The 26,073-nt window shown below is 73.2% G+C and carries 20 protein-coding genes and 1 riboswitch; of the genes, 13 read left to right on the top strand and 7 right to left on the bottom strand.

The annotated features are described in order from the left end of the window. Positions 1-24: 24 nt before the first annotated feature. A complete protein-coding gene (locus ACGF3A_RS39655) occupies positions 25-624 on the top strand; it encodes a hypothetical protein (protein WP_393735417.1) in 600 nt (199 codons plus the stop codon). On the opposite strand, the gene ACGF3A_RS39660 is transcribed toward ACGF3A_RS39655, so the two are convergent. From ACGF3A_RS39660 to ACGF3A_RS39670, 3 genes are read right to left on the bottom strand one after another with little or no spacing between them, the layout of a single operon-like run. Beyond that, positions 576-1,883 (bottom strand): MFS transporter, encoded by a 1,308-nt coding sequence (locus ACGF3A_RS39660; protein WP_393735418.1) that lies wholly within the window; start codon positions 1,881-1,883, stop codon positions 576-578. The two genes, ACGF3A_RS39655 and ACGF3A_RS39660, sit on opposite strands and share 49 nt — an antisense overlap. After that, a complete protein-coding gene (locus ACGF3A_RS39665) occupies positions 1,880-3,907 on the bottom strand; it encodes a PEP/pyruvate-binding domain-containing protein (protein WP_393735419.1) in 2,028 nt (675 codons plus the stop codon). Before ACGF3A_RS39665 ends, ACGF3A_RS39660 begins: the two co-directional genes overlap by 4 nt. Beyond that, a complete protein-coding gene (locus tag ACGF3A_RS39670) occupies positions 3,904-5,331 on the bottom strand; it encodes an acetyl-CoA carboxylase biotin carboxylase subunit family protein (protein WP_393735420.1) in 1,428 nt (475 codons plus the stop codon). Before ACGF3A_RS39670 ends, ACGF3A_RS39665 begins: the two co-directional genes overlap by 4 nt. Before the next feature lie 232 nt (positions 5,332-5,563). On the opposite strand from ACGF3A_RS39670, the gene ACGF3A_RS39675 reads away from it, so the two are divergent. Then, on the top strand, positions 5,564-6,901 hold the full coding sequence (locus ACGF3A_RS39675; RefSeq protein WP_393735421.1) for a PAS domain S-box protein: 1,338 nt from the start codon (positions 5,564-5,566) through the stop codon (positions 6,899-6,901). A 175-nt stretch (positions 6,902-7,076) separates the two neighbouring features. On the opposite strand, the gene cynS is transcribed toward ACGF3A_RS39675, so the two are convergent. After that, positions 7,077-7,547 (bottom strand): cyanase, encoded by a 471-nt coding sequence (cynS, locus tag ACGF3A_RS39680; RefSeq protein WP_393735422.1) that lies wholly within the window; start codon positions 7,545-7,547, stop codon positions 7,077-7,079. Positions 7,548-7,617: 70 nt separating this feature from the next. Further along, positions 7,618-8,223, bottom strand: a complete 606-nt coding sequence (locus ACGF3A_RS39685; RefSeq protein ID WP_393735423.1) for a carbonic anhydrase — start codon at positions 8,221-8,223, stop codon at positions 7,618-7,620. Positions 8,224-8,349: 126 nt separating this feature from the next. Between ACGF3A_RS39685 and cynR the strand changes: the two genes are divergently transcribed. Then, on the top strand, positions 8,350-9,255 hold the full coding sequence (cynR, locus tag ACGF3A_RS39690; protein WP_393735424.1) for a transcriptional regulator CynR: 906 nt from the start codon (positions 8,350-8,352) through the stop codon (positions 9,253-9,255). On the opposite strand, the gene ACGF3A_RS39695 is transcribed toward cynR, so the two are convergent. After that, entirely contained in the window at positions 9,252-10,016 is a 765-nt protein-coding gene (locus ACGF3A_RS39695; protein WP_393735655.1) for an SGNH/GDSL hydrolase family protein, read from the bottom strand. The two genes, cynR and ACGF3A_RS39695, sit on opposite strands and share 4 nt — an antisense overlap. Before the next feature lie 218 nt (positions 10,017-10,234). Continuing rightward, positions 10,235-10,361, top strand: a riboswitch (cobalamin riboswitch). A 52-nt stretch (positions 10,362-10,413) separates the two neighbouring features. On the opposite strand from ACGF3A_RS39695, the gene ACGF3A_RS39700 reads away from it, so the two are divergent. The 10 genes from ACGF3A_RS39700 (at position 10,414) to ACGF3A_RS39745 (ending at position 24,664) form a co-directional block, all read left to right on the top strand. Next, a complete protein-coding gene (locus tag ACGF3A_RS39700) occupies positions 10,414-12,000 on the top strand; it encodes an ABC transporter substrate-binding protein (RefSeq protein ID WP_393735425.1) in 1,587 nt (528 codons plus the stop codon). Positions 12,001-12,020: 20 nt separating this feature from the next. Next, positions 12,021-12,968, top strand: coding sequence for an ABC transporter permease (locus ACGF3A_RS39705; protein WP_393735426.1), 948 nt, complete (start codon positions 12,021-12,023; stop codon positions 12,966-12,968). Beyond that, positions 12,965-13,789, top strand: coding sequence for an ABC transporter permease (locus ACGF3A_RS39710; protein ID WP_393735427.1), 825 nt, complete (start codon positions 12,965-12,967; stop codon positions 13,787-13,789). The genes ACGF3A_RS39705 and ACGF3A_RS39710 overlap by 4 nt, the downstream gene beginning before the upstream one ends. Then, the gene (locus ACGF3A_RS39715) at positions 13,786-15,330 is read left to right on the top strand and encodes an ABC transporter ATP-binding protein (RefSeq protein ID WP_393735428.1); all 1,545 of its coding nucleotides are present in this window, start codon (positions 13,786-13,788) and stop codon (positions 15,328-15,330) included. The genes ACGF3A_RS39710 and ACGF3A_RS39715 overlap by 4 nt, the downstream gene beginning before the upstream one ends. A 411-nt stretch (positions 15,331-15,741) precedes the next feature. Further along, complete coding sequence (locus ACGF3A_RS39720; RefSeq protein WP_393735429.1) at positions 15,742-17,244, top strand: xanthine dehydrogenase small subunit; 1,503 nt, start codon at positions 15,742-15,744, stop codon at positions 17,242-17,244. After that, complete coding sequence (gene xdhB, locus ACGF3A_RS39725; protein WP_393735430.1) at positions 17,241-19,652, top strand: xanthine dehydrogenase molybdopterin binding subunit; 2,412 nt, start codon at positions 17,241-17,243, stop codon at positions 19,650-19,652. Before ACGF3A_RS39720 ends, xdhB begins: the two co-directional genes overlap by 4 nt. A gap of 1 nt (position 19,653) precedes the next feature. After that, complete coding sequence (gene xdhC / locus ACGF3A_RS39730; protein WP_393735657.1) at positions 19,654-20,520, top strand: xanthine dehydrogenase accessory protein XdhC; 867 nt, start codon at positions 19,654-19,656, stop codon at positions 20,518-20,520. Beyond that, positions 20,517-21,020, top strand: coding sequence for a nucleoside deaminase (locus ACGF3A_RS39735; RefSeq protein ID WP_393735431.1), 504 nt, complete (start codon positions 20,517-20,519; stop codon positions 21,018-21,020). Before xdhC ends, ACGF3A_RS39735 begins: the two co-directional genes overlap by 4 nt. A gap of 189 nt (positions 21,021-21,209) precedes the next feature. After that, on the top strand, positions 21,210-22,223 hold the full coding sequence (locus tag ACGF3A_RS39740; protein ID WP_393735432.1) for a hypothetical protein: 1,014 nt from the start codon (positions 21,210-21,212) through the stop codon (positions 22,221-22,223). A 164-nt stretch (positions 22,224-22,387) separates the two neighbouring features. Next, the gene (locus ACGF3A_RS39745; RefSeq protein WP_393735659.1) at positions 22,388-24,664 is read left to right on the top strand and encodes a HelD family protein; all 2,277 of its coding nucleotides are present in this window, start codon (positions 22,388-22,390) and stop codon (positions 24,662-24,664) included. Between the two features lie 16 nt (positions 24,665-24,680). Here the strand turns inward: ACGF3A_RS39745 and ACGF3A_RS39750 are convergent, their stop codons facing one another. Further along, on the bottom strand, positions 24,681-26,072 hold the full coding sequence (locus tag ACGF3A_RS39750; protein WP_393735433.1) for a protoporphyrinogen/coproporphyrinogen oxidase: 1,392 nt from the start codon (positions 26,070-26,072) through the stop codon (positions 24,681-24,683). Between the last annotated feature and the right edge of the window lies 1 nt (position 26,073).

The following is a 26,073-nucleotide window of genomic DNA, read 5'->3' on the forward strand; positions in this document are numbered from 1 at the left end:
CCGAAAAGAGAGGCGCCGGACGCCATGAACAGACCCCCCTCCCGCGGCCTCCGCCGTACCGGCCTGGCGGTGCTCGGCGCCCTGGTGGCGTCGGCCCTGCCGGGCACGACGGCGAGCGCGGCCGTGCCCGCGGACTCCGCGCGCGGCTGCGCCGTCGTCTACTTCGACCTGGGCGAGACCCTGGTGCACACGGACGAGGACGACCGTACGGGCTACATGCCCGGCGCGGCGGCCTATCTGCGCGAGCTGCGGAAGCGGCACATCGAGGTCGGGCTCATCACCAACGTCCCGTCCTCGTGGGGGAGTACGGACGCCGAGCGTGCCGCCGCCCTCAAGAAGGAGGTCGACAGCACCTGGAAGGGCTCCGTCCCCTTCGCCTGGAAGGACTTCGGGAACCGGATCCTCACCCCGCGCACCGAGGCGGAGCGCAAGCCCGCGCCCACCCTCTGGAAGAGGGCGAAGGCACAGACGCACGACTGCCGTCCCGTCTACGAGGCCGAGACCGCCGAGGAGACCGACGTCGCGGCCTCGCTCGGCTACGTGGCCTACCAAACGGGGCGGCCCGGGCGCCCCGCCTACCTCCCGGCGCGCGTGATCGAGTGGCTGGCCCGCGGCTCCGGCTGAGGCGGCTCCGCGCCGGACCCCGCCCGTACGGCCTTCTCGGGCGCCGTACGCGGCAACCTGCTTCTGCGCAGGACGAGTTGGAACGCGCCGAGCAGCACCGCCGTCGCGAGGGCGCTGTGCCAGAGCAGCGCGTCCAGCTGTCCGGCGGAGAGGTAGGCGCCGACGGCGACGGCCGCCAGGGCGCACACCCCGCGGTCCACGATCGACTCGACCGACAGCAGCGTGGCCCGTGGGGCGTCCGGCGGCACGGCGTCGTTCACCAGCTTGCGCTGGACCGGGTACGCGAAACCGGCCGCGGCGGCGAACAGGCAGAGCAGGGCGACGACCGTCCAGGGGCCGCCGAGGGTGATGCCCGCCAGGGTGGCGGCGAGGGCGAGGCTGAGGACGGACACCCAGGCCACGGGGGACAGGCGCCGGCTGAGCCACTGGGGGCGTGCCGCACCCACGGCCTCCGCCACCGTCATGGCGGCGAGCACCCCGCCGTGCGAGGCCTCGCCGATGCCGTGGTCGAGCAGGACCGGCTGGAAGAGGTTGACCTGACAGATCCTGGAGAGCGTGAAGACGGCCACGCCCTGCACCATCACCAGCGCCAGCCACGGCGAGGCGGCGAGGCAGCGCAGCGCGGCGCGCGCCTCGCCCAGTGAACTGCCGCGCCCGCGCCCGCGCCCGCGCCCACGTTCACCGCTCGCGCTCCGGTCCTCACCGACGCGGGGCAGGGCGATGACGCAGACCAGGGACCCCGCGGCGCTCACGGCGCTCAGGATGTACGGGGCAGGGTGGGCGAGGGCCATCAGCGGCCCGACCAGGGGCCAGCACACGACCTTCGCGGCCAGTCCCAGCGCCCGGGCCGTGCCCTCCGCCCTCAGGTAGTGCTCCTCGCACCCTTCGGCGCGCAGCCCGTCGTACAGGTACGCGCTGGCCGCCCCCGAGGTGAGCGAGCGGCCCGCGGCGATGGCGAGGAAGTGGACGAGGAAGCCGGTGTACGAGGCGCTGAACACCGGGGCGAGATTGGCCGCCGTCATCACGACGGCACCGGCCCGCAGGCAGTTGCGGGTGCCGATGCGGTCGGCGATCAGCCCGGTCGGCACCTCGAAGAGGCAGAAGGCCACGTAGTAGATGCTCTGGATGCCGAAGATCTGCCCGTCGGAGAGTCCGGCGGCCTTCTGGTAGGCGTAGAAGACCGGCATCCACCACAGCAGGTTGAACAGGAGCTGGAAGCCGTAGTTGAGCCGGATGAGACGGCGCGCGGTGCCGGTCACAGCGCGTACGGGCGGATCTGGACCAGGCGGAAGCCGCCCTGGTCGGTGAGCAGCCACTCGATGTCCAGCGGGCCGTCCACCTCGGGCGCGCTGAAGTGGGACTGCAGCAGCCGTCCGGTGAGGGACAGGTCCGCGAGCCGGGCCCGTGTGGCGGCGGGCAGCCCCTCGCTCCAGGAGCCGAGCGCCACGGTGCGCCCGCCGCCCTCGACGGTGTTGTAGAGGTACTGCTGCGGCAGGACCTCGCCCTCGACGACCTGTTCGGGCGAGCCCGGCGAACAGTTGAGGTACACGTTGCGGAAGTCCTCGCGCCGGGTCGGGTCGCACGTCACCAGGACGCCGCCCAGCGCGGCGGGCACGTACTCCTGGATGATCACGCCCATGTACGTGTCGTCCAGCGAGATGCCGACCTGGTGGCGCAGCCGCACGCTGCGCGGGGAGAGCAGCGAGGCCCACACCTGGCGTACGGCGTCGAGGAGTTCGGCGGTGCCGCGCACGGCGGTGACCGAGTCGTAGACCCCGGCGGCGGAGAAGCCCGGGAGGTCCTCGGCGTTGGAGGACGAGCGCACCACGAGACGGCCGCCCGCGGCGAGCGGGGCCCGGCAGGACCGGGTGATCTCCCCGGCGACGGAGTCGGGCACCGGGGTCTGCCGGATCAGGTGCTGGAGCTGCAGACAGAGCGGGTCGAGCACGTCGTCGGCGTCGAGTTCGAGCGCCATCTTCAGCTTGCCGATGCCCTGCTGGAGCGCGGGGGAGGAGGTGAGGAAGCGCTGCAGGAGGGAGAACGGCAGGGCGACGCCCTCGGGGGCCTCGACGGTGCGGGCCACGAAGTCGGCCGCGGCCGCGCGGAGTTCGACGGCGGAGGGCGCGTGCAGATCCAGCCGGGCCGCGAGGTGCCCGTACAGGTTCTCGCGGGGCGGGCGGGGGCGGCCGTAGAACGCCGTCAGGTCGGCCGTACGGCTGTCGAGGACGTGGTGCAGCTCGCCGAGGTTGGCGGCCTTGGTGCCGTAGCGGTCGCGGTCGGCGGCGCGCAGCCGGTGCAGGGCGAGGACGGGCGCGTCCTCCAGCAGGGGCGGCTCCAGCCGGATGCGCTGCTGGTGCCAGGCCGGGGCGCGCAGCTCGGGCGCCTCGTCCAGCCGCTCCAGGGTGATCGCGTCCGCGCGGACCCGGTAGCGGACCCAGGCGCCGTCCAGGCCGCCCTTCTCGACGAGCTGGTCCAGGTCGCGGACGATCGCGTTGGGGATGCCCCAGCCGGAGGCGAGGACGTTGGTGTGGGACAGCGGGGTGATGGGCGCGGTGTTGATGAACCCGGCGACCCTGCGCACGGCGTCCGGGAGGCAGGGCATGGCGACGATGTCCGCCCAGCCGAGCTCGTCGGCCGCCGCCTCGTACTCCTCCACGGTACGGAAGCGGCGCAGCCGCCCCGTCGCGTCCCCGGGGTTGAGCGGGGTGCGGGTCCTGGAGCCGAAGAGCTCGTGGCCGAGGACGCGCGGCACCCGCTGCTCGCTGACCGCGGCGAGCTCCTCCTCCTGGCCGTGGTTGGCGGGCTTGAGCAGCAGCGGCAGCCTGCCGTCGACGCGCTCGCGGACGAAGCCGTAGAAGAACTCCAGCAGCTCCCCGCGCATCGTGTCGGCCTCGGTCGTCTCCAGCACGAGGAAGGTGCGCTCGCGGCCCTCCGCGTCCTCGTCGGTGTGCAGGGAGAGCACGCCGAGGAGGAATCGGCGCCCGGGGTCCATGTAGACGGACGCGTTGAACTCGTCCAGCGCCGCGTCGAGTTCTGCGACGTCCATGCCGAGGACGCGGGTGGCTATGTAGTTGACGTGGAACGGGTGCGCGGCCGTGTCGAGCAGGTGCCAGGTGTCCTCGGCGCGGTCGACGACGACCTTGAGGTACGAGTGACCGGCCAGGACCCCGGACAGCGTACGGAAGAGCGGCAGCGAGAGGTTCGCGCCGACCACCGTGCGGTCGACCACCGTGCGGTCGGCGGCCGGTTCCGCGACGTCGGCGGGGAGGGAGAGGACGCTCATGCGGGGGCTCCCTCGAACTGGGGCGCGGACTGGGACGGGGCGGACGGGGACGGCGTGGACAGGGACGGGGCGGTGACCGGGGGCAGCACCGTCGGCAGCGCGTCGACGAGGGCCGTGAAGTCGCGGAGGACGGTGCGGGCGTCGGGCGCGGAGAGCAGGCACAGGGCCGCCATCGTGTTGGCCCCGCCCACGGGGTCGTAGACCGGGACGGTGCTGCCGTCGGGCAGCGAACTCTCCGGTACGACGGACAGGGTGCTGCCCTCGCTCAGCGCGACGGCCTCGCTCACCACGGGGAAGTCCCACACCCTGCGGTCCCGCCATGCCTCGCCCCGGCCATCCACCGCGAGGACCACGAGGGAGCCCGCGGCGCCCCGTGCCTCCCCGGGGCCGAGGGCCCGCTCGGGCCAGTCGACGGGGCGGCCCAGCAGGTGGTCCACGAGCATGCCGACGAGGTCGAGCCCGAAGACCTCCTCGATCTGCGGGACGGTCATCGCGCCGCCGAGCCGCGCGGCCGTCTCGATCAGCCACATGCGGCCGTCGGTGCCGAGCTTGATCTCGGTGTGCGTACCGCAGTCGCGCAGGCCGAGCGCCTCGACGGCCTCCCGGGCGAGGCCCACGACGCGGCCCTGGAGGTCCGTGGGAAGTAACGCGGGGGTGAGGGAGGCCCGTTCGGTGAACGGCTCGACCGTCGGCATCCTGCCGCTGACGCAGACCGGCCGGAAGACGCCGTCGGTCACCACGCCCTCGACGCTGACGTAGTCGCCCCAGCCGGGCTCGTCGAACCACGCGCTGGCCTCGCCGGTCACGATCTCCTCGACCACGTAATGCGCGTCGGCCTCGGCCACATGGAGTTCGGCGAAGCCCAACTGCGCCGACTCGGCCATCGTCTCGCGCGAGCGGCGCCAGGCGGCGTCGGCCTCCTCCGGAGAGGCGATGATCTGGTGCGCCGTGGAGCCCGCGCTCCAGGCGGCCTTCAGCAGCATGGGAACGGGCAGCGCCGCGGCGGCCTCCCGCAGGTCGGCGCGCGTGGTGACGGGGTGGAAGGCGGGCTGCGGCAGGCCGTACGACTGCCACGTACGCCGCATCCTCCGCTTGTCGCGGGCGAGCGCGGCGGCGTCCCCGGCACCGGCGAGCCCGAGCGCCGCGCACGCCTCGGCGACGGCCACGACCGCGTACTCGGAGAAGGTGAGCACGGCGTCCGCGCCCACGGCCTCGGCCCGCGCGACGATCAGCGGGACCAGGTCGGAGCGCTCCGCCTCGGTCGGCGTCACGACCGAGGCGCACAGCGTGCTCGCGGACGCGGCGACCGCGGGCGGAAGCGCGCTGAGCGCCAGCAGGTGCACCTCCGCTCTCGCGGCCGACCGCGACAGGACATGGCCGAGCGGCGGACCACCCTTGGCATGCACCAACAGCACTGCGCTCACTGAAGTTCGTCTCCCCTCGCTTGTCCTCTCCTGTCCGGGTACGCGGAGCCGGGCACACGGAAGCAACCCGCGTAGAGTCACGAGAGGTAATCGGTGATGCACTCAAGGGAATCAGACGGGGGACCCCGGAAGTGTCACGAGAGGCGAGCGCGAAGTCAGGCAAATGCCAGAGCCGTGGACCTTCTTGAGCGAGAGTGGAGGTTCTGGGATCACCTATGGAGGAAAGGCAGTCGTGGACGATTCCGGTGTCAGAGCGCTCCTGGAGCACCTCCCCGTCTCCTGGTGGGAGGCCGACGCGCGAGCGCGCGTCGTGGAGTGGGGCGGTGGTGCCCTCGCCGACCTGCCCACCGCACAACGCTTCCTCGACCGCGTGCGCGAAGTGATGCCCGGCCCGGAGCCTGCCTCGGGGCGCTCCCCGGAACACTCCCCGGAGGACGGCCACTGCCTGGTCCCGTTCGACGGCCGGACCTTCCATGTGTGGTGGTCCCGGGGCGAGGGCCGGGACCGCGTCCGCACCCGGGGGCTCGCGGTCGAGGCCACGGCGCCTGCCGACGCGCGGTCCGCCGACGCGCGGCCCGGGGAGGGCCAGGGCCGCCGGTACGCCGCCTTCGCGGACTTCGCCGACTACGCCCCGGCCGCGGCCTTCATCCGCGACCGCGACGGCCGCTACCTCTGGGCCAACCACTCCTACGCGCACCTGTACGGCACCACGCCGGAACGGGTCGTCGGCAGCCGTATCGAAGACCTCGACACCCCCTCCGACGCCGCCCAGTTCCGCGCCCTGGACCAGGAGATCCTCAGCCGCGGCAAGCCGGTCCGCCACCACCTGCGCTTCCACCGCTCGGACGGCCGTACGGGGCAGGCGGCGGGGCACCGCTTCCCGGTCCAGGAGAGGGGCCAGACCTGTGTGGCCGGGATCTACGTCGACATCACCGAGCACGCCCACGCGATGGACCAGCGCCGGGAAGCCGAGGAGAGCCTGAAGGCGCTGCGCGACCACAGCGGTGTGCCCTGCGCGCTGCTCTCGGTGGGCGGCCGTATCGAACAGGCGGGCACGGCCACCGCCGAACTGTTCCGGACACGCCTGTCGGACCTCATCGGCCGCCGCGCGCACACCCTGCTCGCCGCCACGCCCGACACCCGCCCCTTACGCCTCGCGTGGGAGGGGCTGATCACCCGCCGCATCCGGCGCGCAGAGACCTCCGCCGTGCTGCTGGACGCCCAGGGGCGGCGGCGCCGCGCGCGGCTCCATCTGGCCACGGTGAGCGGGCGTTCCGGCCGAGTCGCGCACGTATGGGCCGTCGTCACCGACCAGGGCGTCGCCCACGAGGCCCACCCCCCGCTCACCGCCGCGCAGATCCGCATACTGTCGCTCCTCGCGGGAGGCAGCACCAACAGCGAGATCGCCGCCTCGCTGAGGCTCTCCCGCCAGACGGTGGACTACCACCTCAGCCGTCTCCGCACGCTGCTGGGCGCCGCGACCAGGCCGGCCCTGGTCGCCCGCGCCTACGTCCTCGGGGTCCTCACCCCCCGCGCCTGGCCCCCGCACCCACTCGGCCACGGGTGCTAGGCCGTGTCCGGCGGCTCATGGTTGCCCCGCGCCCCTGAAGCCTCAGGGGCGCGGGGAACTGCGCGACAAGCCACGACTCAGCCGCAGCCTGCAAGGCACCGCACGGGGCAGCCCCTGCCCAGCCCCGAGACGAGGGCAACCATGAACCGCCGGACACGGCTAGCCGTCGGCGGGCTCAGAAGGGCTTGGTCGGGAGGTACTTGCCGTCCAGGGTGATGACGGCGCGCTCGCCGCCCTCGGGGTCGGCGACCTTCTGCACGTCCAGCTTGAAGTTGATCGCGGAGATGATGCCGTCGCCGAACTGCTCGTGGACGAGGGCCTTGAGGGTGGTGCCGTAGACCTGGAGCATCTCGTAGAAGCGGTAGATGGTCGGGTCGGTGGGGATGCCGCCCGGGATCGAGCCGCGGGTGGGGATGGTCTGCAGCAGCGTCACCGCGTCCTGGTCCAGGTCCAGCAGCTCGGCCACGGCCTGCGCGGACTGCTCCGGCAGGGGGTGCTGGCCGAGAACGGCGGCGGTGGTGAAGGCGACCGACAGCCCGGCGGCGTCGGCGATCTGCTGCCAGGAGAGGTCCTTACGGATCTTGGCCTCGACGGCCTTGGCGGCGACGATCTCGCGGGCGGTGTTGTCGAACTGGGCGTGCACCATGAGGGGCTCCTTCTCTGAGGGGGTTCTTGGGTGTGGTGGTCGGTGGTCGGTGGTCCTGGCCGGGCCTCGGTCAGGAGGCGAGGGCGGTGTCCGTACCGGCGCCGCCGAGGGACTCGACGCGCCCGGTGGCGATGTCGAAGACCCAGCCGTGCAGCGTCACTCTCCTCTCCGCCAGCGCACGGGCGACGGAGGGGTGAGTGGTCAGATTGGTCAGCTGCGCGGAGACGTTCCGGCGGATCAGGGCGCCCACCTTCGCCGGGCCCGCCGCCATTCCGGCGGTGCCGGCCACGGCGGCGTCCGCGTGCCGCAGCCAGTCGGCGACGACCGGCGTGCCGCTGAGGTCGTGGCCCTCGGCCAGCGCCGTCATCGCGCCGCAGGCGGAGTGCCCGGAGAGCACGATGTCGGTCACCCCCAGCACGCCGACGGCGTACTCGATGCTGGCCGTCACCCCGTTGGCGCCGGGGGTGTAGGCGGGGACGAGGTTGCCCGCGGTGCGGATGACGAAGAGCTCGCCCGGCTCACCCTGGGTGATCAGCTCGGGCACGACGCGGGCGTCCGAGCAGCCGATGAACAGCGTGTGCGGCGTGTGATGCGCGGCCAGGTGGCTGAAGAGTTCCGCCTTGGCCGGGAAGACGTCCCGCTGGAAACGGGCGACGCCCTCGGCGAGGTCCTGCATGGCTCACTTCCTTCGATGGCGGCCGAGCCTCTGCGGGCTGGTGAAATCCACCCTGCACGACCTGCACCTATAGAGTCCAAGAGCTGCTCACCATGCCTGCTAGTGGTGCCATCTATAGTTGTGTCCATGGCCGTCCTGGAGCTGCGTCACCTGCGCTATCTGCTCGCCGTCGCCGAGCACGGCAACTTCACCCGCGCCGCGGAGGAGCTGCACATCTCCCAGCCCACGCTCTCCCAGCAGGTCAGGCAGCTGGAGCGGGCCCTGGGCGTGCAGCTGCTCGACCGCACGGGGCGCCGCGTGCGGCTCACCGACGCCGGTGCCGTCTACACCGACCACGCCCGGCGCGCGCTGCGCGACCTGGCCACCGCCGAGCGCGCCGTCCACGACGTCCTGGACCTCTCCCGCGGCCACCTGCGCCTGGGTGTCACCCCGACCTTCTCCGCCTACCTCGTCGGGCCGCTCACCGCCGGGCTCCACGCCCGCCACCCCGGCGTCCGGCTGTCCCTGACCGAGACGAGCCAGGACCGGATCGAGGCCGCCCTGCTCGCGGACGACCTGGACCTCGGCATCGCCTTCGCCGGGACCCACCTGCCCAGCGTCACGCCCACTCAGCTGTTCACCGAGACCCTCAGCCTCGTCACCGCGGCGCAGGGCTCACCCGTACGGCCGGCCCCCGTCCCCGTACGGGCCCTGGCGGACATCCAACTCGCCCTGCTGAGCGGCGACTTCGCCACCCGTACCCACGTCGACGCCTACTTCACCGAGCACCGGGTCGCACCCCCTGTCGCGGTCGAGGCCAACTCCGTCCAGGCCCTCACCGAGATCGTCCGGCGCACGCCCCTGGCCACCGTCCTGCCCGACGCCCTCACCCACGACGACCCCCACCTCACCCCGCTCGCCCTCGACCCGCCCCTGCCGTCCCGCACCGTCACCCTCCTGCACCGCGAGGGCGCCTACCGCAGCGCCGCCACCCGCGCCTTCACCGAGCTCGCCCACGACCTCATCCGCAGCCGCGGCTACGCAGCGCCCTAGGCGGTGGCCGCGACGGGTGTCAGCTCTGGCCGTTTGGCGGTGCGGCCGTCGCCGGAGGAGTGGCCGCGCAGGCGGCGCAGGATCCAGGGGCCGAGGAAGGTGGCGACCCAGCGGAGTTCCGTACGGAGGGCTTCCCGCGGCTTCGGCGCGGGCAGCGCGGGGAGCGGGAGGGTCCAGGAACTGTCGGTGTCGGGGAGCCGGAGCGCGTGGGCGAAGGCCGCGGCGGAGCGGGCGTGCCCGAGCGGCGAGAGGTGCAGCCGGTCCGCGCTCCACAGGCGCGGGTCGACGGTGACGGGGTGGACGGCGGTGTCCACGACGGTGACGCCGTGCCGCGTGGCGGCCTCGCGGATACGGGCGTTGAGCGCGCGGGCCCGGGAGGCGATCGGGCGGGCGAGCGGCGCGATCTTCCCGAGGTCGGGGAAGGTGAGGGTGACCACGTGCGTCCCGGCGGCGGTGAGTTCCGCGAACGTCGCCTCCAGGTGCCCCGCGACCCGGTTCACGTCGTACCGGGGGCGCAGGAAGTCGTTGACCCCCGCGACGACGGTGGCCAGATCGGGGCGCAGCGCGAGCGCCGCAGGGAGCTGCACGGTGCGGACGTGGTCGGTGCCGCATCCCCGTACCGCCAGGTTGGCGTACCGCAGCTCCGGGGAGGTGGCCGCGAGCCGGTCGGCCAGCCGGTCGGCCACGCCGCGGTACCCGGACTCCTCGTCCCCGTCGCCGATGCCCTCGGTCGTACTGTCGCCCAGCGCGACATAGCGCAGGTACCGGCGGTGCTGACCGCCGCGGTCGTCGTGGTCCTGGTTCTGGTCCTGGTGATCGGCGTGCGGCACGGCCACGGTCGGAATCCCTCCTGATCGACGCCCGGTTGCCCGGTCCGAGCGCGTGCGCGCGCTCCCGCCAGGGAGAGGATACGGACGCCGCACCCGCGGCGGCTTCGCCGTCGCCCCATGCGTCACAATGAGCGCACGAGGCGACGGGGACCAGGAAGCCGGTGCGAATCCGGCGCGGTCCCGCCACTGTGACCGGGAAGCGGCCCTCCCGCATGCCACTGTCCGCGCGCGGACGGGAAGGCGGAGGCGAGCGATGATCCGGGAGCCAGGAGACTGACCCGTCGCCGGTCCGACAGCAGGGGCGAGGACACCCCGGAGAGGATCGACTGTGACGACGCGTGCCCGTACGCAGGCGGAGGCGGAGGCAGAGGCAGAGACGGGGCGGCGGCCGGAGCCCGGCCGACGAGGGGTGCTGGCGGCGGGAGGCGGGCTGGCACTGGCCGCCTCGGGACTGCTCACGGGCTGCGGCGGCGACACGAAGGGAGGGGGAGGCGGGGACCGGTTCCGCGCCGCGTTCACGGCGGGCGGCTCGCAGGAGACCCTCGATCCCCATGTCGCCCCGAACTTCGTCGACCAGGCCAGGGCCAAGGCGCTGTTCGACACCCTCGGTACGTACGCGGACGACATGTCCGTACGGAAGCGGCTCGCCGAGTCCTGGGAGAGCGACCGCTCCGGCACCCGCTGGCGCATACGCCTGCGCCAGGCGGAGTTCCACGACGGGAAGCCGGTCACCGCCGAGGACGTCCTCTACAGCTACCGGCGGGCCGCCGACCCCGAGACCGGGTCGCCCTCGCAGGAGCTGCTGTCCGCGATCGACTTCGGGGCCAGCAAGGCGGAGGGCAAGCGGTCGCTCGTCCTCGTGCTGAAGGCGCCGAACTTCGAGTTCCCCACCGTCTTCGCCGGGCCCGGCACCGAGATCGTCCCCGACGGGACGAAGGACTTCCGCAAGCCCGTCGGCTCCGGCCCGTTCACCTACGTCTCCTTCACGCCCGGCGGCACCGCCCGCTACCGGCGCTGGGCGGACCACTGGGACGGCGCCCCGCACATCGCCGAGCTGGAGATCGTCCCCGCGAACGAGGAGTCGGCGCGGCTCAACGCGCTGCTGTCCGGACAGGTGCACTACGCGGCCGACATGGCCGGGGCCTCCGTCGACCGGCTGAAGAAGGAGGGTTCGACGCGGCTGCTGACGGCGAAGCGGGCCACCGCGCAGCAGCTTCTGCTCCGCACCGGCCGCAAGCCCTTCGACGACCCGCGGCTGGTGCGCGCCGTGCAGCTCGGGATCGACCGTAAGGCGCTGGTCCGCGTCGCGCTGGCCGGGCACGGCGAGGTGGGCGACGACCTGTTCGGCACGGGCCTGCGCGGCTACCCCGACGACCTGAAGCCCCGCGAGCGCGACGTCGAGAAGGCACGCGGGCTCGTCAAGGACGCCGGGGCCGACGGGCTGGAGATCACCGTGGAGACCAGCTCCGTGGACGCCGCGTGGGAGGCCGCCGCCGACCTGATGAAGGGGCAGCTGCGCGAGGTGGGGCTGCGGCTGCGCGTCAACACCCGCGCCTCCAGCACGTACTTCAGCGAGATCAAGACGAAGGGCGTCGCCGCCTTCAACACCACCTCCACCCTGCCCGTCTCCGACTTCCTCCAGCAGCGCGTCCGCGGCGGGGCGGCGCGCAACCAGACGCAGTACGCCTCGGAGAAGTTCGACGCGCTGCTGACCCGCGCCCGCACCACCCGCGACGAGAAGGAGCGGCTGGCGCTGCTCGCCCGCGCGCAGCGGATCGCCCGGGACGAGTCGGGGCTGCTGGTGTGGGCGTTCTCCGATGCCACCGACGCCGTCGGCCCCTCGGTACGCGGCCTGCGCGCCGCGCCGCCGAACTCGCACGACTGGGCCCGGTTCGACCGGGTCCGGCTCGGTTGAGAGACTCCGGTTCGGCTGAGATGCGCGGATACGTCCTGCGGCGCTCCCTTCTGGCGGTCCTCCAGTCCCTGGTGGTGCTGGTCGCCGTCTTCGCGGTCGGCTCACTGCTGCCCGGCGACACGGCCGACGTGCTGCGCGGCGAGCACGGCACCCCCGAGCAGGTGGCGGCCCTGCGCGGGCGGCTGGGGCTGGACCAGCCCGTCTGGGCCCGTTTCTGGCACTGGCTCGGCGGCCTGCTCGGCGGCGACCTGGGGCTCTCCTCGACGACCGGGCTGCCGGTGGACGAGGACCTCGGCCGCCGTATCGGGGTGACGCTGCTGCTGGGCGTGCCCGCGCTGGCGCTGGTCACGGTGCTGGCGCCGCTGCTGGGCACGGTCTCCGGGCTGCGGGAGGGCAGCCGCCTCGACCGGGCGCTGAACACGATCGCCGTCGTGCTGCACTCCGTACCGGAGTTCGTCCTCGCGCTGCTGCTCGTCGCCTCCGTCTCGCTGACGGCCGGGCTGCTGCCCGCGACCGCCGTCGGCATGGACACCGCCGCGCTGCTCGCGCAACCGGCCGTGCTGGTGCTGCCCGTCCTCGTCCTGACGGCCCGGCACCTGTGCGATCTGGCCCGGCAGATTCGGGCAGGGGTGGCCGCCGGGCGGCACGGCCCCGTCGCCGGGCATCTGCGGCTGCTGGGGGTACGGGAGCGGACCGTGGTCCTCCGCCATGTGCTGCCGGGCGCGCTGGGCCCCGCCGCGCAGCAGTTCGCGCGCTGCGTGGAAGGGCTGCTGGGCGGCGCCGTGCTGGTGGAGGCCGTGTTCGGCTTCCGGGGGCTGGGCAGCGGCTTCATCGAGGCGGTGCAGAACCGCGACCTGCCCCAGGTGCAGGCGTACGCCCTGCTGTTCGCCGGTACGGCCGTCGCCGTCAACCTGCTCGGCGACCTGGCGGCCCACCGGCTGGCCCCGCGCCGGGAGGTGACGGCGTGAGCGTACGTACTCTCTGGCGGCGCCGTCCGTGGATCGCCCTCGCACTGCTGGGCGTACCGGTGCTCGCGGCCGTACTGGGGCCGCTGCTGGGGCCACTGCTGGGGCCGCTCGCGGGACAGGACCAGGGGGCGCTGCCCTCGCAGCCGCCCGGCGCTGGGCATCCGCTCGGCACGGACGTCCTGGGCCGCGACGTGCTCCGGCTCGTGCTGCACGGCGGCGGCTCGGTGCTGGGCGGTGCGCTGGGGGCACTCCTCGTCGGGCTCGCGGTGGGGACTCCGCTGGGGCTGCTGGCCTCCGGCCCGAGGCGCGGCCTCGACGAGACGGTGATGCGCGGGATGGACCTGCTCCTCGCCTTCCCCGGACTCCTGGTGCTGATGACCCTGGCGGCGCTCGGCCACCGTGAGTGGTACTGGCTGGTGACGGTCGCCGGGCTGCTCCAGGTCCCGGCCGTGGCCCGCCTCGTACGGGGAGCCGCGCTGGCACCCGGCACCCGTACGGTCGTCGAGGCGCTGCGGATGCAGGGGCACGGCTGGGCGTACATCCACCTGCGGCACCTGGCGCGGGAGCTGGCGGCGCCGCTGGCCACCGACGCCGCGGGCCGGTTCTCCGTGGTGCTGTACCTGCTGGCCTCCGCCAACTTCCTCGGCCTCGGCCTGCCCGCCTCCTCGCCGGACTGGGCGGTGCTCATCGAGCGCAACAGCGACGCGCTGTTCGTCCAGCCCGCGGCCGTACTGGTCCCGGCCGGCCTGCTGACGGCGCTGTGCGTCGGCGGCAACCTGCTCGTGGACCGCGCCCTCGCACGCCACCGGAGCAGCGCGTGACCGACTCGGCCCGCGGACCGCTGCTGGACGTCCCGGAGATCTCCGCGTACGCGGAGGGCGCGGAACGCCCGCTGCTGGACCAGGTCGCGCTGACCGTCGCGGCGGGTTCGGTGACCGCCGTCGTCGGGCCGTCCGGCAGCGGCAAGACGACACTGGGCCTGGCGGCGCTCGGGGCCGCACGCGACGGCGTACGGCTGACCGGAAGCGTCCTGCTCGCGGGCACCGACCTGCTCCTCCTGCCACCGGACCGGCGCCCGGCGGCGCGCGCCGGACGCGTGGCGCACCTGCCGCAGCACCCGGAGACGGTGCTGGACCCGATCCGCAGAGTCGGCGGCGTGCTGAGGGAGACGGCGGCGCTCGGCCATCCGGAACGCGCCGCGCGGAGACCCGCGGCGCGCCGCGCGCTGGCCCGCGCCGGTCTGGAGTGGGAGACCGTACGCCGCCGCTTCCCGCACCAGCTCTCCGGCGGCCAGCAGCAGCGCCTGGCGCTCGCCTCCGCCCTCGTGACGGGCGCCCGGCTGCTGGTGCTGGACGAGCCGACGAGCGGCCTGGACGCCGCGCTCGCCCACGCGTTGGGCAGGACGGTGCGGGCGCTGGCGGACGACGACGGAGTGGGAGTGCTGCTGCTCAGCCACGACCTGCCCCTGGTGCGTGCGACGGCCGACCGCGTGACCGTCATGGAAGACGGCCGCGCCGTGGACGAGGGTCCGACGGCGGACCTCCTCGGCACCGAGTCGCCGGGACCTGCAGGCCGCCGTCACCGGGCGACCCGGGAACTGCTCGCCGCGGAGCGCCGCCCTCCGCGCCCGGACCGGTCCGAGCCGGGCGCGGAGGACGGCGGCGCGGCGGGTGGCGGCACCGTGGCCGCCGTCGGGATCGCCGTACGCCGCCGGTCCGGCGATCCGCTCGCCGGGCCGGTGTCGATGGAATTCCCGCCGGGCAGCAGGACCGCGCTGCTCGGCCCCTCCGGCTCGGGCAAGACGACCTTCGCCCGCGCCCTGGCCGGACTGACCGTCCCCTCGCGGGGCGAGGTACGGCTCGACGGCCGCCCGCTCCCCGGCCGGGTCGACATGCGCACGGCCGTACAGCGCCGCGCCGTCCAGTACGTGCACCAGAGCAGCGCGGACTCCTTCGAGAAGCATCGGCCCCTCCTCGCGCAGCTCGCGGACACCGCACGGCTGCTGCGCGGCCTGCGGGACGAGGAGGCGGCAGCCGAAGCAGTGGCGGCCGCCGAGGCGCTGGGGCTCGACGGGACGCTGCTGCGCCGCACCCCGGACCGGCTGTCCGGCGGCCAGCTCCAGCGCTGCGCGCTCGTACGGGCCCTGACGGCGCGTCCGGCGCTGCTGGTGTGCGACGAGGTGACCTCGGCGCTCGACACCGTCTCCAGGGAGCGGCTCCTCGACGCGCTGCCCCGCCTGCTCGCCCCGGCCGCGACGGCCCTGCTCTTCATCAGCCACGACCTGAGGGCGGTAGGGGCGCTCACGGACCGGACCGCGCACTTCGAGGACGGGCGGCGCACCTCACCGTGCGCGGGGTTGTAGGAACCGCCAAGCCCTGGAGAGGCGTCAGGAGGGTCTTCATGGCTTCCTATAAAGGAGCATTCATCTCCGGCTCATGCCCTTGACCGGGGGATCCGCCGCAAATTAGCTTCGGTCGCACCGGCTCGCGATCTCAGGGAAGGAGGCGAAGTCGGATGTCGATCCTCTCCGATCTGAATCGCCTCGTCAGGCGTGCCGCCTGGACTCCGGGTCGTGTTGCGCACGGCTGCTGAGCAGCTTTTCCGGTGTCCGGAAAATGGCGCCGGGTGTTACGTGAATTCCCTTTCCCGTCCGCGGCACGTCGTGGCGTGCTGATTCGCACCGCGGGTTCTCAAGCTGCGCCACCGAAGAGAAAGCCCCAGAAATGGCGACTGGAACAAGAATGACGGCCGCGTACCGAAACGGTGGTGTGTGATGGAAGCCGCGCGGATCACGGTCAATGGGGAGGAGATGCCGATCTCCCCGGCACCTGCCCACACCACGGTTCTGGACTTCCTGCGTGAGCGTGGCCTCACGGGGAGCAAGGAGGGCTGCGCCGAGGGCGAGTGCGGCGCGTGCTCGGTCCTGGTCGCCCGTCCCGGGGTGGAGAAGCCCACCGACTGGGTGGCGGTCAACGCCTGTCTGGCTCCGGTCGCGGCCCTCGACGGGCAGGAGATCGTCACCTCCGAGGGCCTCGCCACCCAGGGCGGACCCGGCACGCCGCCCACCCTGCACCCGGTGCAGCAGGAGATGGCCGTACGCGGCGGCTCGCAGTGCGGCTACTGCACGCCGGGCTTCGTGTGCAGCATGGCCGCCGAGTACTACCGGCCGGACCGCTGCGCGCACGCGGAATCCGGCGGCGGCGCCGGTGCGGATGCCGAGCACGGTCCGAACGGCTTCGACCTGCACTCCCTCAGCGGCAATCTGTGCCGCTGCACCGGCTATCGCCCGATCCGGGACGCCGCGTTCGCCGTCGGCGCGCCCGCCGCGGACGACCCGCTGGCGCGGCGCCGCGAGGAGGCCCCGCCGGAGGCCGTCGCCACCGAGTACGCCCAGGACGACGGCGGCAGCGACAGCAACAGCACCTTTCTTCGGCCCGGCACCCTGCCCGAGGCGCTGCGGCTGCTGCGTGAGCGGCCCGAGGCCGTGCTCGTCGCCGGAAGCACCGACTGGGGCGTCGAGGTGAACATCCGTTCCCGCAGGGCGGAGTGCGTGATCGCCCTCGACCGGCTGCCCGAGATGCGGGAGCTGCGGACCGCCTCCGACCACATCGAGATCGGCGCGGCCCTGACGCTCACCGAGATCGAGCGCCGCCTCGACGGTCAGGTCCCGCTGCTGGCCCAGCTGTTCCCGCAGTTCGCCTCGCGGCTGATCCGCAACAGCGCCACCCTCGGCGGCAACCTGGGGACCGGCTCGCCCATCGGCGACAGCCCGCCGGTGCTGCTCGCGCTCGACGCGTCCGTGGTGCTCGCCGACGCGGACGGCGAGCGCGTGGTCCCGCTGGCCGACTACTTCACCGGCTACCGGCAGAGCGTACGGCGCCCCGGTGAGCTGATCCGCGCCGTGCGCCTGCCGTTGCCGCTGTCGCCGGTCGTGGCCTTCCACAAGATCGCCAAGCGGCGCTTCGACGACATCTCCAGCGTGGCCGTCGCCTTCGCGCTCGACATCCGGGACGGGGCCGTACGGAAGGCCCGTATCGGCCTGGGCGGCGTGGCCGCCACCCCGGTCCGCGCCCTCGCCGTCGAAGCGGCGCTGGAGGGCGAGCCCTGGTCGGAGGAGACCGTCGAGGCCGCCGCCGAACTGCTGCGTGCCCAGGGCACGCCGATGAGCGACCACCGGGCCAGCGCCGACTACCGGTCCGCGATGCTCGGCCAGAGCCTGCGGAAGCTGTACGCGGAACACGCGGAATCCCTTGAGCGTCAGGCGGTGTCGTCATGAGTCAGTTGTCCGAGCGTCCCGAGAAGCCCGTCGTCGGCGTCCCGCTGCCGCACGAGAGCGCGGCCCTGCACGTCACGGGCACCGCGCTCTACACCGACGACCTGGTCCACCGCACCAAGGACGTGCTGCACGCCTACCCGGTGCAGGCCATGAAGGCCCACGGGACGGTCACCGCGCTGCGCACGGAGGCCGCGCTCGCGGTGCCCGGCGTGGTCCGCGTGCTGACCGGTGCCGACGTGCCCGGGGTCAACGACGCGGGGATGAAGCACGACGAGCCGCTCTTCCCCGACGAGGTCATGTTCCACGGCCACGCGGTGGCCTGGGTGCTCGGCGAGACCCTGGAGGCGGCCCGGATCGGCGCCGCGGCCGTCGAGGTCGAGCTGGACGAACAGCCCGCGCTGGTCACGCTGGACGACGCGATCGCGGCGGGGAGCTACCACGGCGCCAAGCCCGTGATGGTGACCGGCGACGTCGACGCGGGCTTCGCGGAGTCCGCGCACGTGTTCACCGGAACGTTCCAGTTCGCGGGCCAGGAGCACTTCTATCTGGAGACGCACGCCGCGCTGGCCCAGATCGACGAGAACGGCCAGGTGTTCGTCCAGAGCAGCACCCAGCACCCGTCGGAGACCCAGGAGATCGTCGCGCACGTCCTCGGGCTGCACAGCCACGAGGTGACCGTGCAGTGCCTGCGGATGGGCGGCGGCTTCGGCGGCAAGGAGATGCAGCCGCACGGCTTCGCCGCTGTCGCGGCGCTCGGTGCCAGGCTGACCGGACGCCCGGTGCGGATGCGGCTCAACCGGACCCAGGACCTGACCATGTCCGGCAAGCGGCACGGCTTCCACGCCGAGTGGAAGATCGGCTTCGACGCCGAGGGGCACATCCAGGCGCTGGAGGCCACGCTCGTCGCGGACGGCGGCTGGAGCCTGGACCTGTCCGAACCGGTGCTGGCCCGCGCGCTGTGCCACATCGACAACACGTACTGGATCCCGCACGCGCGCGTGGCCGGTCGTATCGCCAAGACCCACACGGTCTCCAACACCGCCTTCCGCGGCTTCGGCGGGCCGCAGGGCATGCTGGTGATCGAGGACATCCTGGGCCGGTGCGCGCCACGGCTCGGCCTGGACCCCATGGAGCTGCGCGCGCGCAACTTCTACCGCCCGGGCCAGGGGCAGGCGACGCCGTACGGGCAGCCGGTCACGCAGCCCGAGCGGATCGCCACCGTCTGGCAGCAGGTCCAGGACGACGGCCGTATCGCCGACCGCAAGCGCGAGATCGCCGCGTTCAACGCCGCGCACCCGCACACCAAACGGGCGGTCGCGCTCACGGGCGTCAAGTTCGGCATCTCCTTCAACCTCACCGCCTTCAACCAGGGCGGCGCGCTGGTGCTGATCTACAAGGACGGCTCGGTCCTGATCAACCACGGCGGCACCGAGATGGGCCAGGGCCTGCACACCAAGATGATGCAGGTGGCGGCGACCACGCTCGGGATCCCGCTGCACAAGGTGCGCCTCGCCCCGACCCGTACGGACAAGGTGCCCAACACCTCGGCCACCGCCGCGAGTTCCGGCACGGACCTCAACGGCGGGGCGATCAAGGACGCCTGCGAGCAGCTGCGTGAGCGGCTGCTGCGGGTGGCCGGCACGCAGTTGGGCGCGAACGCCTCGGACGTACGTATCGTCGAGGGCGTCGCACGTTCCCTGGGCAGCGACAAGGAGCTGGCCTGGGACGACCTGGTGCGCACCGCGTACTTCCAGCGGGTCCAGCTCTCGGCGGCGGGCTTCTACCGGACCGAGGGCCTGCACTGGGACGCCCAGAGCTTCCGGGGCTCGCCGTTCAAGTACTTCGCCATCGGCGCGGCCGCGACCGAGGTCGAGGTCGACGGCTTCACCGGCGCGTACCGCATCCGGCGCGTGGACATCGTGCACGACGTCGGCGACAGCCTCTCCCCGCTGATCGACATCGGCCAGGTCGAGGGCGGCTACGTGCAGGGCGCGGGCTGGCTGACGCTGGAGGACCTGCGCTGGGACACCGGCGACGGGCCGCACCGCGGGCGCCTGGCGACCCAGGCCGCGAGCACGTACAAGCTGCCGAGCTTCTCGGAGATGCCCGAGGAGTTCCACGTCACGCTGCTGGAGAACGCCACGGAAGAGGGCGCGGTCTACGGCTCCAAGGCCGTGGGGGAGCCGCCGCTGATGCTGGCGTTCTCCGTACGTGAGGCGCTGCGCCAGGCCGCAGCCGCGTTCGGCCCCGCCGGGGTCAGCGTCGAACTCGCCTCCCCGGCGACGCCGGAGGCCGTGTACTGGGCGGTCGAAGCGGCCCGCGGCCGGACTCCGGAGCCCAGCGGCGACAGCGGCAGCGGCGACGGCAGCGCGGTCGCCGTCGGCGCGAGCGTCCTGAGCAATGCCTGACATGACCTGGGTGGCCGCGGTCGCGCGGCTGCGGGAACGCCGGGAGCCCGGCGTCCTCGTGACCGTCGCGGACGTGCGCGGCCACGCGCCGCGGCGGGCCGGAGCGAAGCTCGTCGTGAGCGCGACCGGGACCTGGGGGTCGATCGGCGGCGGCAACATCGAGGCCGCCGCGATCGACCGCGCGCGCGAACTGATCGGCATGCCGGGACCGTCACCGGAGCCGGAGCTGATGGAGTTCGCGCTGAACGACAAGGTCACCAACCGGCACGGCGTGCAGTGCTGCGGCGGCGCCGTCACCGTACTGGTCGAGCCGCTGCCGGTGGTGCCCGCCGTGGCGGTCTTCGGCGTCGGGCACGTCGGGCTGGAGCTGGCCCGCGTCCTGGCGCGCCACAACCTCGACCTGCACCTGGTCGACTCCCGTGCCGACATGCTTACCGACGAGCGGCTCGACGTGCTCGCGGACGCGGTCGCCCAGGTCCATGTCCACCACACGCCCCTGCTGCCGGAGGAAGTGCTCGCCCGACTCGCCCCCGGCACCCACGTCCTGATCATGACGCACGACCACGCGGAGGACGCCGCGCTGGCCGACGCCGCCCTGCGTACCGACGGTCTCGGTTCGATCGGGCTGATCGGCTCCGCCGCCAAGTGGGCGCGGTTCCGCAAGCGTCTGGCCACCGAGGGCGGCCACGACGACGCCACCATCGACCGGATCAAGACCCCGATCGGCATCGCCGAGATCGCCGGGAAGGAGCCCGCCACGATCGCGGTGAGCGTCGCGGCGGACCTGCTGCGGACCTTCGAGCAGCGCCGGACCGGCACGAGTACCAGTACGAGCACGAGCACCCGCACCGACAAGGAGTACCCATGACCGTCAGTACCCAGGAACCCGGCCTCCGCGAGTCCGAGCGCGCCTGGATGGAGCAGGCCATCGCGCTCGCCACCACCAGCGCCACCAGCGGAGGCGGCCCCTTCGGCGCGCTGATCGTCAAGGACGGCCGGGTCGTCGCCGAGGCGCACAACCAGGTCACCGCCAACCTGGACCCGAGCGCGCACGCCGAGGTCAACGCGATCCGCGCCGCCTGCAAGGAGCTGGACACCTTCGCGCTCGACGGCTGCACGCTGATCACGTCCTGCGAGCCGTGCCCGATGTGCCTGGCCACCTCCCTGTGGGCGCGCATCGACCGGCTCGTCTTCGCCGCCGACCGGCACGACGCCGCGGTGGCCGGGTTCGACGACCGCCGCTTCTACGACCTGTTCGAGAAGAAGCCGTCCGAGCTGTGGCCGATGCAGGTCGAGCACCTGGACCTGCCGGACCGTACCGCTCCGTTCGACACCTGGGTGGCGAAGTCCGACCGCGTCGACTACTGACCCGCCCCAGCTCACCACCGCTGTGCCGCGCGCCGAAACGAAGGCGCGCGGCACCGCGCCTTTGCGGCTCCTTCGGAGCGGCTGCGCCCTCTGCTGGAGAGGGTCAGCACGGAGCGGCGAGCGGACGGTTCGGCGCCACCTGAAGCCCTGAAGCGGCGGAATGACGGTGGCCGCTGTCAGGATCACCGGATGGCATTCGTACGTACGACTCCGCCGCGGCCCGTCGATCCGCGCCCCGGGACACCTTCGGCCGGGGAGAGCTCGGTCGGGGGGCCGTTGCTGTGGCCGGTGGAGGAGCCGTGGCCGCACTGCGAGGGCGCGCACCTGCACCGTGACAGCGGGTTTCGCCGGTCACCGGCGGAGGTGCGGCTGGAGAGGCGCGTGCGGGCCCGGCTGCACCGCGATCCCCGTGGTCCCGCGTTCACCCCCGAGGAGGAGGCGGTCAGGGACCGCAACGCCGCGGTGCTCGGGGAGCGACGCGACGCCGGCCCTCCGTGGCCCGCGGAGTGCCCGGTCCCCATGCTGCCCGTGGCCCAGCTGTATCTGCGCGACATACCGCTGCTGCGGCCGCCCGGGCAGTCCGATCTGCTCCAGATCCTCTGGTGTCCCTACGACCACGCGCCGGATTACAAGCCGTCGACCGCGCTGTTCTGGCGGTCCGCCGCCGCGGTCGCCGACACCCTCGCCACACCACCGGAACCGTACGAGGCGGACTACCCGGGCTATGTGCCGGAGCCGTGCCTGCTCGCGCCAGAAGCGATCACCGAATATCCCCACAGCCTCGATCTGAGCCCGGAGCTGCAGCTGGCGGTGGGGGACTGGAGCCGGTGGCAGGCGGCCGACGTCGGCGTGGACAGCTCGTACGCGGACTGTCCGGAGGAGTTCTACGACGGCAGTCTGGCCGACGCTCCCGGATGGAAGGTCGGGGGCTGGCCGCCATGGGACCGCACCGATCCGTACCGATTGAACTGCACGGTCTGCGACGCTCGGATGGTCCCGCTGCTGACCATCGCCTCCTTCGAATGGGACGGTGGAGAGCCGCGCGGCTGGGTGCCGTACGAGGACCAGGCCGCCGCCGGCGGCTCTCGCGCGGGCCAGGACCCGGCGCAGCCGACGAGGGTCGAGGTGGGCAGCACGGACAATGTGCAGCTCTACGTCTGCCCGGCCTCTCCCGGGCATCCGCACACAGACCTGGTCCAATGACCGGAAACAAAGAGATCCCCCGGCTGGATTGACAGCCGGGGGATCTCTTTAGGATTATGGGGTGTTTGCGAATTCACTTCCACTGAACCGCAAATGACCTTCAAGAATGCCATTCTATCCGGGCAGGAGTCTCCTTGTCAAACAGTGCGTCGCACGACGCGGAATTGCAGCGCGAACAGGAATTCGTCGACCGGCTCTACCGTCGCGTCGACCACCTGCGCGGGGACGCGGAGAGCGCCGTGGAGGGCGGGCTCGGCCGCGCGGAGAGCGGGCAGCAGGCCCGGCTGGAGCGGGACGTGATGATCGCCGAGCAGTCCGGACTGCTCGCCGCGCTGAACTCCGTGGACGGGTCGCTGTGTTTCGGGCGCATCGATCTCACCGGCGGCGAGGCGCACCACATCGGCCGTATCGGAATCCGCGCCGACGACGCCGACCGTACGCCCGTGCTCATCGACTGGCGGGCGCCCGTCGCGCGCCCCTTCTACCTCGCGACCGGCCACACCCCGATGGGGCTGCGCCGCCGTCGGCACATCACCAGCAGCGGCCGTACCGTCACCGCGCTGCACGACGAGTTCATGGACCCGGACGACGCGGAGCGCACCGGGCACGAGGACCCGGCCGGGGACGCGGTGCTGCTCGCCGCGCTGAACTCGGCGCGTACGGGCCGGATGGCCGACATCGTGCGCACCATCCAGGCCGAGCAGGACCGGGTGATCCGCGCCCCGCACCAGAAGGTGATGGTGGTGGAGGGCGGCCCCGGCACCGGCAAGACCGCGGTGGCGCTGCACCGGGCCGCGTACCTGCTCTACGAGCAGCGGGAGCTGCTCGCCCGCCGCGCCGTGCTGATCGTCGGGCCGAACCCGGCGTTCCTCGGCTACATCGGCGAGGTACTGCCCTCGCTCGGCGAGACGGGCGTGCTGCTCGCGACCCTCGGCGAGCTGTTCCCCGGTGTCCGCGCCACCGGCACCGACACCGGCCGGGCCGCCGCCGTGAAGGGCCGCGCGGACATGACGGAGGCGCTGGCAGCGGCCGTACGGGACCGGCAGGCGACGCCCGAGCCGGGGGAGCCGCTGGTGATCCCGCACGACGACGGCGACCTCGTCGTCGACTGGGAGATCGCCTACGAGGCGCGCCAGGCGGCGCGCGACACGCTCCTCCCGCACAACCTGGCCCGCCCGCACTTCGCGTTCCATGTCATCGACGCGCTCACCTCGCAGCTCACCGAGCGGCTCGGCGCCGACCCGTACGGCGGCCCCAACTTCCTCGGCCCCGACGACATCGCGCAGCTCGGCAAGGGCGTCGCCGCCAGTCCCGAGGTGCACGCGGCGCTGGCGGAACTGTGGCCGCCGCTCACCCCCGAGGGGTTCCTCGCGGACTTCCTGGCCGAGCCCACCCACCTCCCGGCGGAGGACGCGGCGGCGATCCGCCGCCCGCACGGTGCCGGTGTCGAGTGGACGCCCGCCGACGTGCCGCTGCTCGACGAGGCCGCCGAACTGCTCGGCGTGGACGACAGCGCGGAGCGCGCCGCGGCGGAGGCCGAACGGCAGGAGCGGATCGCGTACGCGGAGGGCGTGCTGGCGGTGGCGCGCGGCTCGGAGACGTACGAGTACGAGGACACCGAGTCCGAAGTCCTCGGCGCGCACGACGTCATCGACGCCGAACGGATGGCCGAACGGCAGGAGGAGACCGACCACCGCAGCGCCGCCGAGCGCGCGGCGGCCGACCGTACCTGGACGTTCGGGCACATCATCGTGGACGAGGCGCAGGAGCTGTCGCCGATGGCGTGGCGGCTGCTGATGCGGCGCAGCCCCACCCGTTCCATGACGCTCGTCGGCGACCCGGCGCAGACCAGCGAGGAGGGCGGGGTCGGCTCCTGGGAGGGGATCCTGCGGCCGTACGTCGAGGACCGCTGGGAGCACACCCGGCTCGGCGTCAACTACCGCACCCCCGCCGAGGTGATGGACGTCGCCGCCGCCGTGATGCGGGCCGTACGGCCGGACTTCGAGCCGCCGCACTCGGTACGGGCCACCGGCGTACGGCCGTGGATCCGGGCCTGCGGCGCCGACGAACTGGCCGCCCGGACGGCCCGCGCGGCGGCCGAGGGGCTGCCCGACAGGCCTTCCGACGGGCCTTCCGACGGGGCCGATCGGGGCCGCCTCGCGGTGATCGCCCCGCTCCGCCTGCACGCGGCCCTGTCCGCAGCCCTCCCCGACGCCGCCACGGGCCCCGACCTCGACCTCACCCGTACGGTCGCGCTGCTCGGGCCGCGCGAGGCGAAGGGGCTGGAGTTCGACTCGGTGCTCGTCGTCGAGCCGGGCGAGATGCCCACCAGCGACCTCTACGTCGCCCTGACCCGCGCCACCCAGCACCTCGGCATCCTGCACGCGGGAGAACTTCCGGCGGGACTGGTCGGGCTGGAGGTGCTGGACGGGGCGGGCTGAGGAGGCGGCGGCCGCTTCATGTCGTCTGCGGCGACGGGCTCGTCCGGAGCGCCGCCTGGACGCGTTCGGCGGCGCGTTCGCCGGTGGCCAGCGCGGAGTTCGTCGTGCTGAACGAGAGGTAGTCACCGGTCAGTTGGACGCGCGCTCGGGGAGCGAGGCTGCGGGTGAACTGCCGCAGCGTCCGGTAGCCGCCCGCCGGGCGGACGACGCTGGCCAGCGGGTGGTGGTGCACCAGGCTGGTGACCTGGTGGGCGGTGATGTGCCGGGCCAGATCCGGAAGGGACCCGCCGAGCACGTCGAGGGCGGCGGCGGTGATCTCGTGGTCCGCACGGTCCCGGTGCAGACGGCTCCAGCGAGGGCGGAACCGGAGCGAGACCAGACCCTTGCCTTCGGGCACCCGTCCGGGCGCGCGGATGTGGTCGATCGTGAGGTAGTTGAGGTCGGGGTTCTCGCAGGGCGGGAGGAACGCGGCGAGGTAGTCGACAGGCGGAGGGCGGTCGAGTCCGAAGTGGACCCCCAGATCGGGCTGGTAGCGCAGTTGGGACAGATAGCCGCGCTGCGTGGCCGAGAGGCCGGGAACGAGGGCGGGCACCTGGGGCGCGGGAACAGCGACGACGCACGCGTCGGCTTCTTCTGTCCGGGGCCGCGCCGTTCCCTCCCGCCAGTGGACGCGCACTCCGCCAGGCCCTTCCTCCACGCTGGTCACGCGGGCGCCCAGGCGGACGGGCAGTTGCTCCGCCAGCCGTCGGGGGAGGACGTCGATGCCGCTGTCGAAGTTGAAGCACCGCTTCCCGATCAGCACCCGCGCGGCGACGAACGCGTTCAGGACCGACAGTTCGTCCGCGGGGGCGTAGTAGAAGGCTGAGCACAGGGGGCGGATCAGGTAGTCGGTCAGCTCCCGGTTGAGCCTCTGCGCGCAGTAGTCCTCCACGCTTCGGTCGTCGAGGGCGGCGCCGTCCGACATGTCGTCGAAGCGCACCAGGCGGGCGGCCCGACGGGCGTCCTGGAAGAGCTTGAGCGCGGCGAGCTTGGAGCGCCGGCCGACCAGGCCGGTCCGCAGGAGATCGTCCCGGCGGTGGCACCGGAAACGGTGGACCTTTCCCTCGCGCACGATGCCGATGACGTCGCTGCTGGCGCGCATCTCCGTACGGAGACCGGCGTCGGCCAGCAGGCCGACCATCTCGCGGTAGTGGTACGTGAGCCACATCGCGCCCAGGTCCAGCTGGAAGCCGTCGTGCGTGAGGGTGCGCATACGCCCTCCCACATGCTGATCGCGCTCCAGCACCGTCACCGAGAAGCCCGCTTCGCGCAGCCGGAAGGCCGCGGTCAGCCCGGCGATCCCGGCGCCGACGACGATGACCCGGTGCTGCTCACCGGAGGGCTTGGCGCGGCTGTCGGCAGTTTCCATG

It is taken from the genome of Streptomyces sp. NPDC048172, assembly GCF_043202595.1.
Classification (GTDB): Bacteria; Actinomycetota; Actinomycetes; order Streptomycetales; family Streptomycetaceae; genus Streptomyces.

What these genes read in the sequence shown, in the direction of transcription:
- ACGF3A_RS39655 (WP_393735417.1), top strand. Translation starts at nt 25, where the DNA reads ATGAACAGACCCCCCTCCCGCGGCCTCCGCCGTACCGGCCTGGCGGTG.
- ACGF3A_RS39665 (WP_393735419.1), bottom strand. Translation starts at nt 3,907, where the DNA reads ATGAGCGTCCTCTCCCTCCCCGCCGACGTCGCGGAACCGGCCGCCGAC.
- cynS (WP_393735422.1), bottom strand. Translation starts at nt 7,547, where the DNA reads ATGGTGCACGCCCAGTTCGACAACACCGCCCGCGAGATCGTCGCCGCC.
- ACGF3A_RS39685 (WP_393735423.1), bottom strand. Translation starts at nt 8,223, where the DNA reads ATGCAGGACCTCGCCGAGGGCGTCGCCCGTTTCCAGCGGGACGTCTTC.
- cynR (WP_393735424.1), top strand. Translation starts at nt 8,350, where the DNA reads ATGGCCGTCCTGGAGCTGCGTCACCTGCGCTATCTGCTCGCCGTCGCC.
- ACGF3A_RS39705 (WP_393735426.1), top strand. Translation starts at nt 12,021, where the DNA reads ATGCGCGGATACGTCCTGCGGCGCTCCCTTCTGGCGGTCCTCCAGTCC.
- ACGF3A_RS39720 (WP_393735429.1), top strand. Translation starts at nt 15,742, where the DNA reads ATGGAAGCCGCGCGGATCACGGTCAATGGGGAGGAGATGCCGATCTCC.
- xdhB (WP_393735430.1), top strand. Translation starts at nt 17,241, where the DNA reads ATGAGTCAGTTGTCCGAGCGTCCCGAGAAGCCCGTCGTCGGCGTCCCG.
- xdhC (WP_393735657.1), top strand. Translation starts at nt 19,654, where the DNA reads ATGACCTGGGTGGCCGCGGTCGCGCGGCTGCGGGAACGCCGGGAGCCC.
- ACGF3A_RS39735 (WP_393735431.1), top strand. Translation starts at nt 20,517, where the DNA reads ATGACCGTCAGTACCCAGGAACCCGGCCTCCGCGAGTCCGAGCGCGCC.
- ACGF3A_RS39740 (WP_393735432.1), top strand. Translation starts at nt 21,210, where the DNA reads ATGGCATTCGTACGTACGACTCCGCCGCGGCCCGTCGATCCGCGCCCC.
- ACGF3A_RS39750 (WP_393735433.1), bottom strand. Translation starts at nt 26,072, where the DNA reads ATGGAAACTGCCGACAGCCGCGCCAAGCCCTCCGGTGAGCAGCACCGG.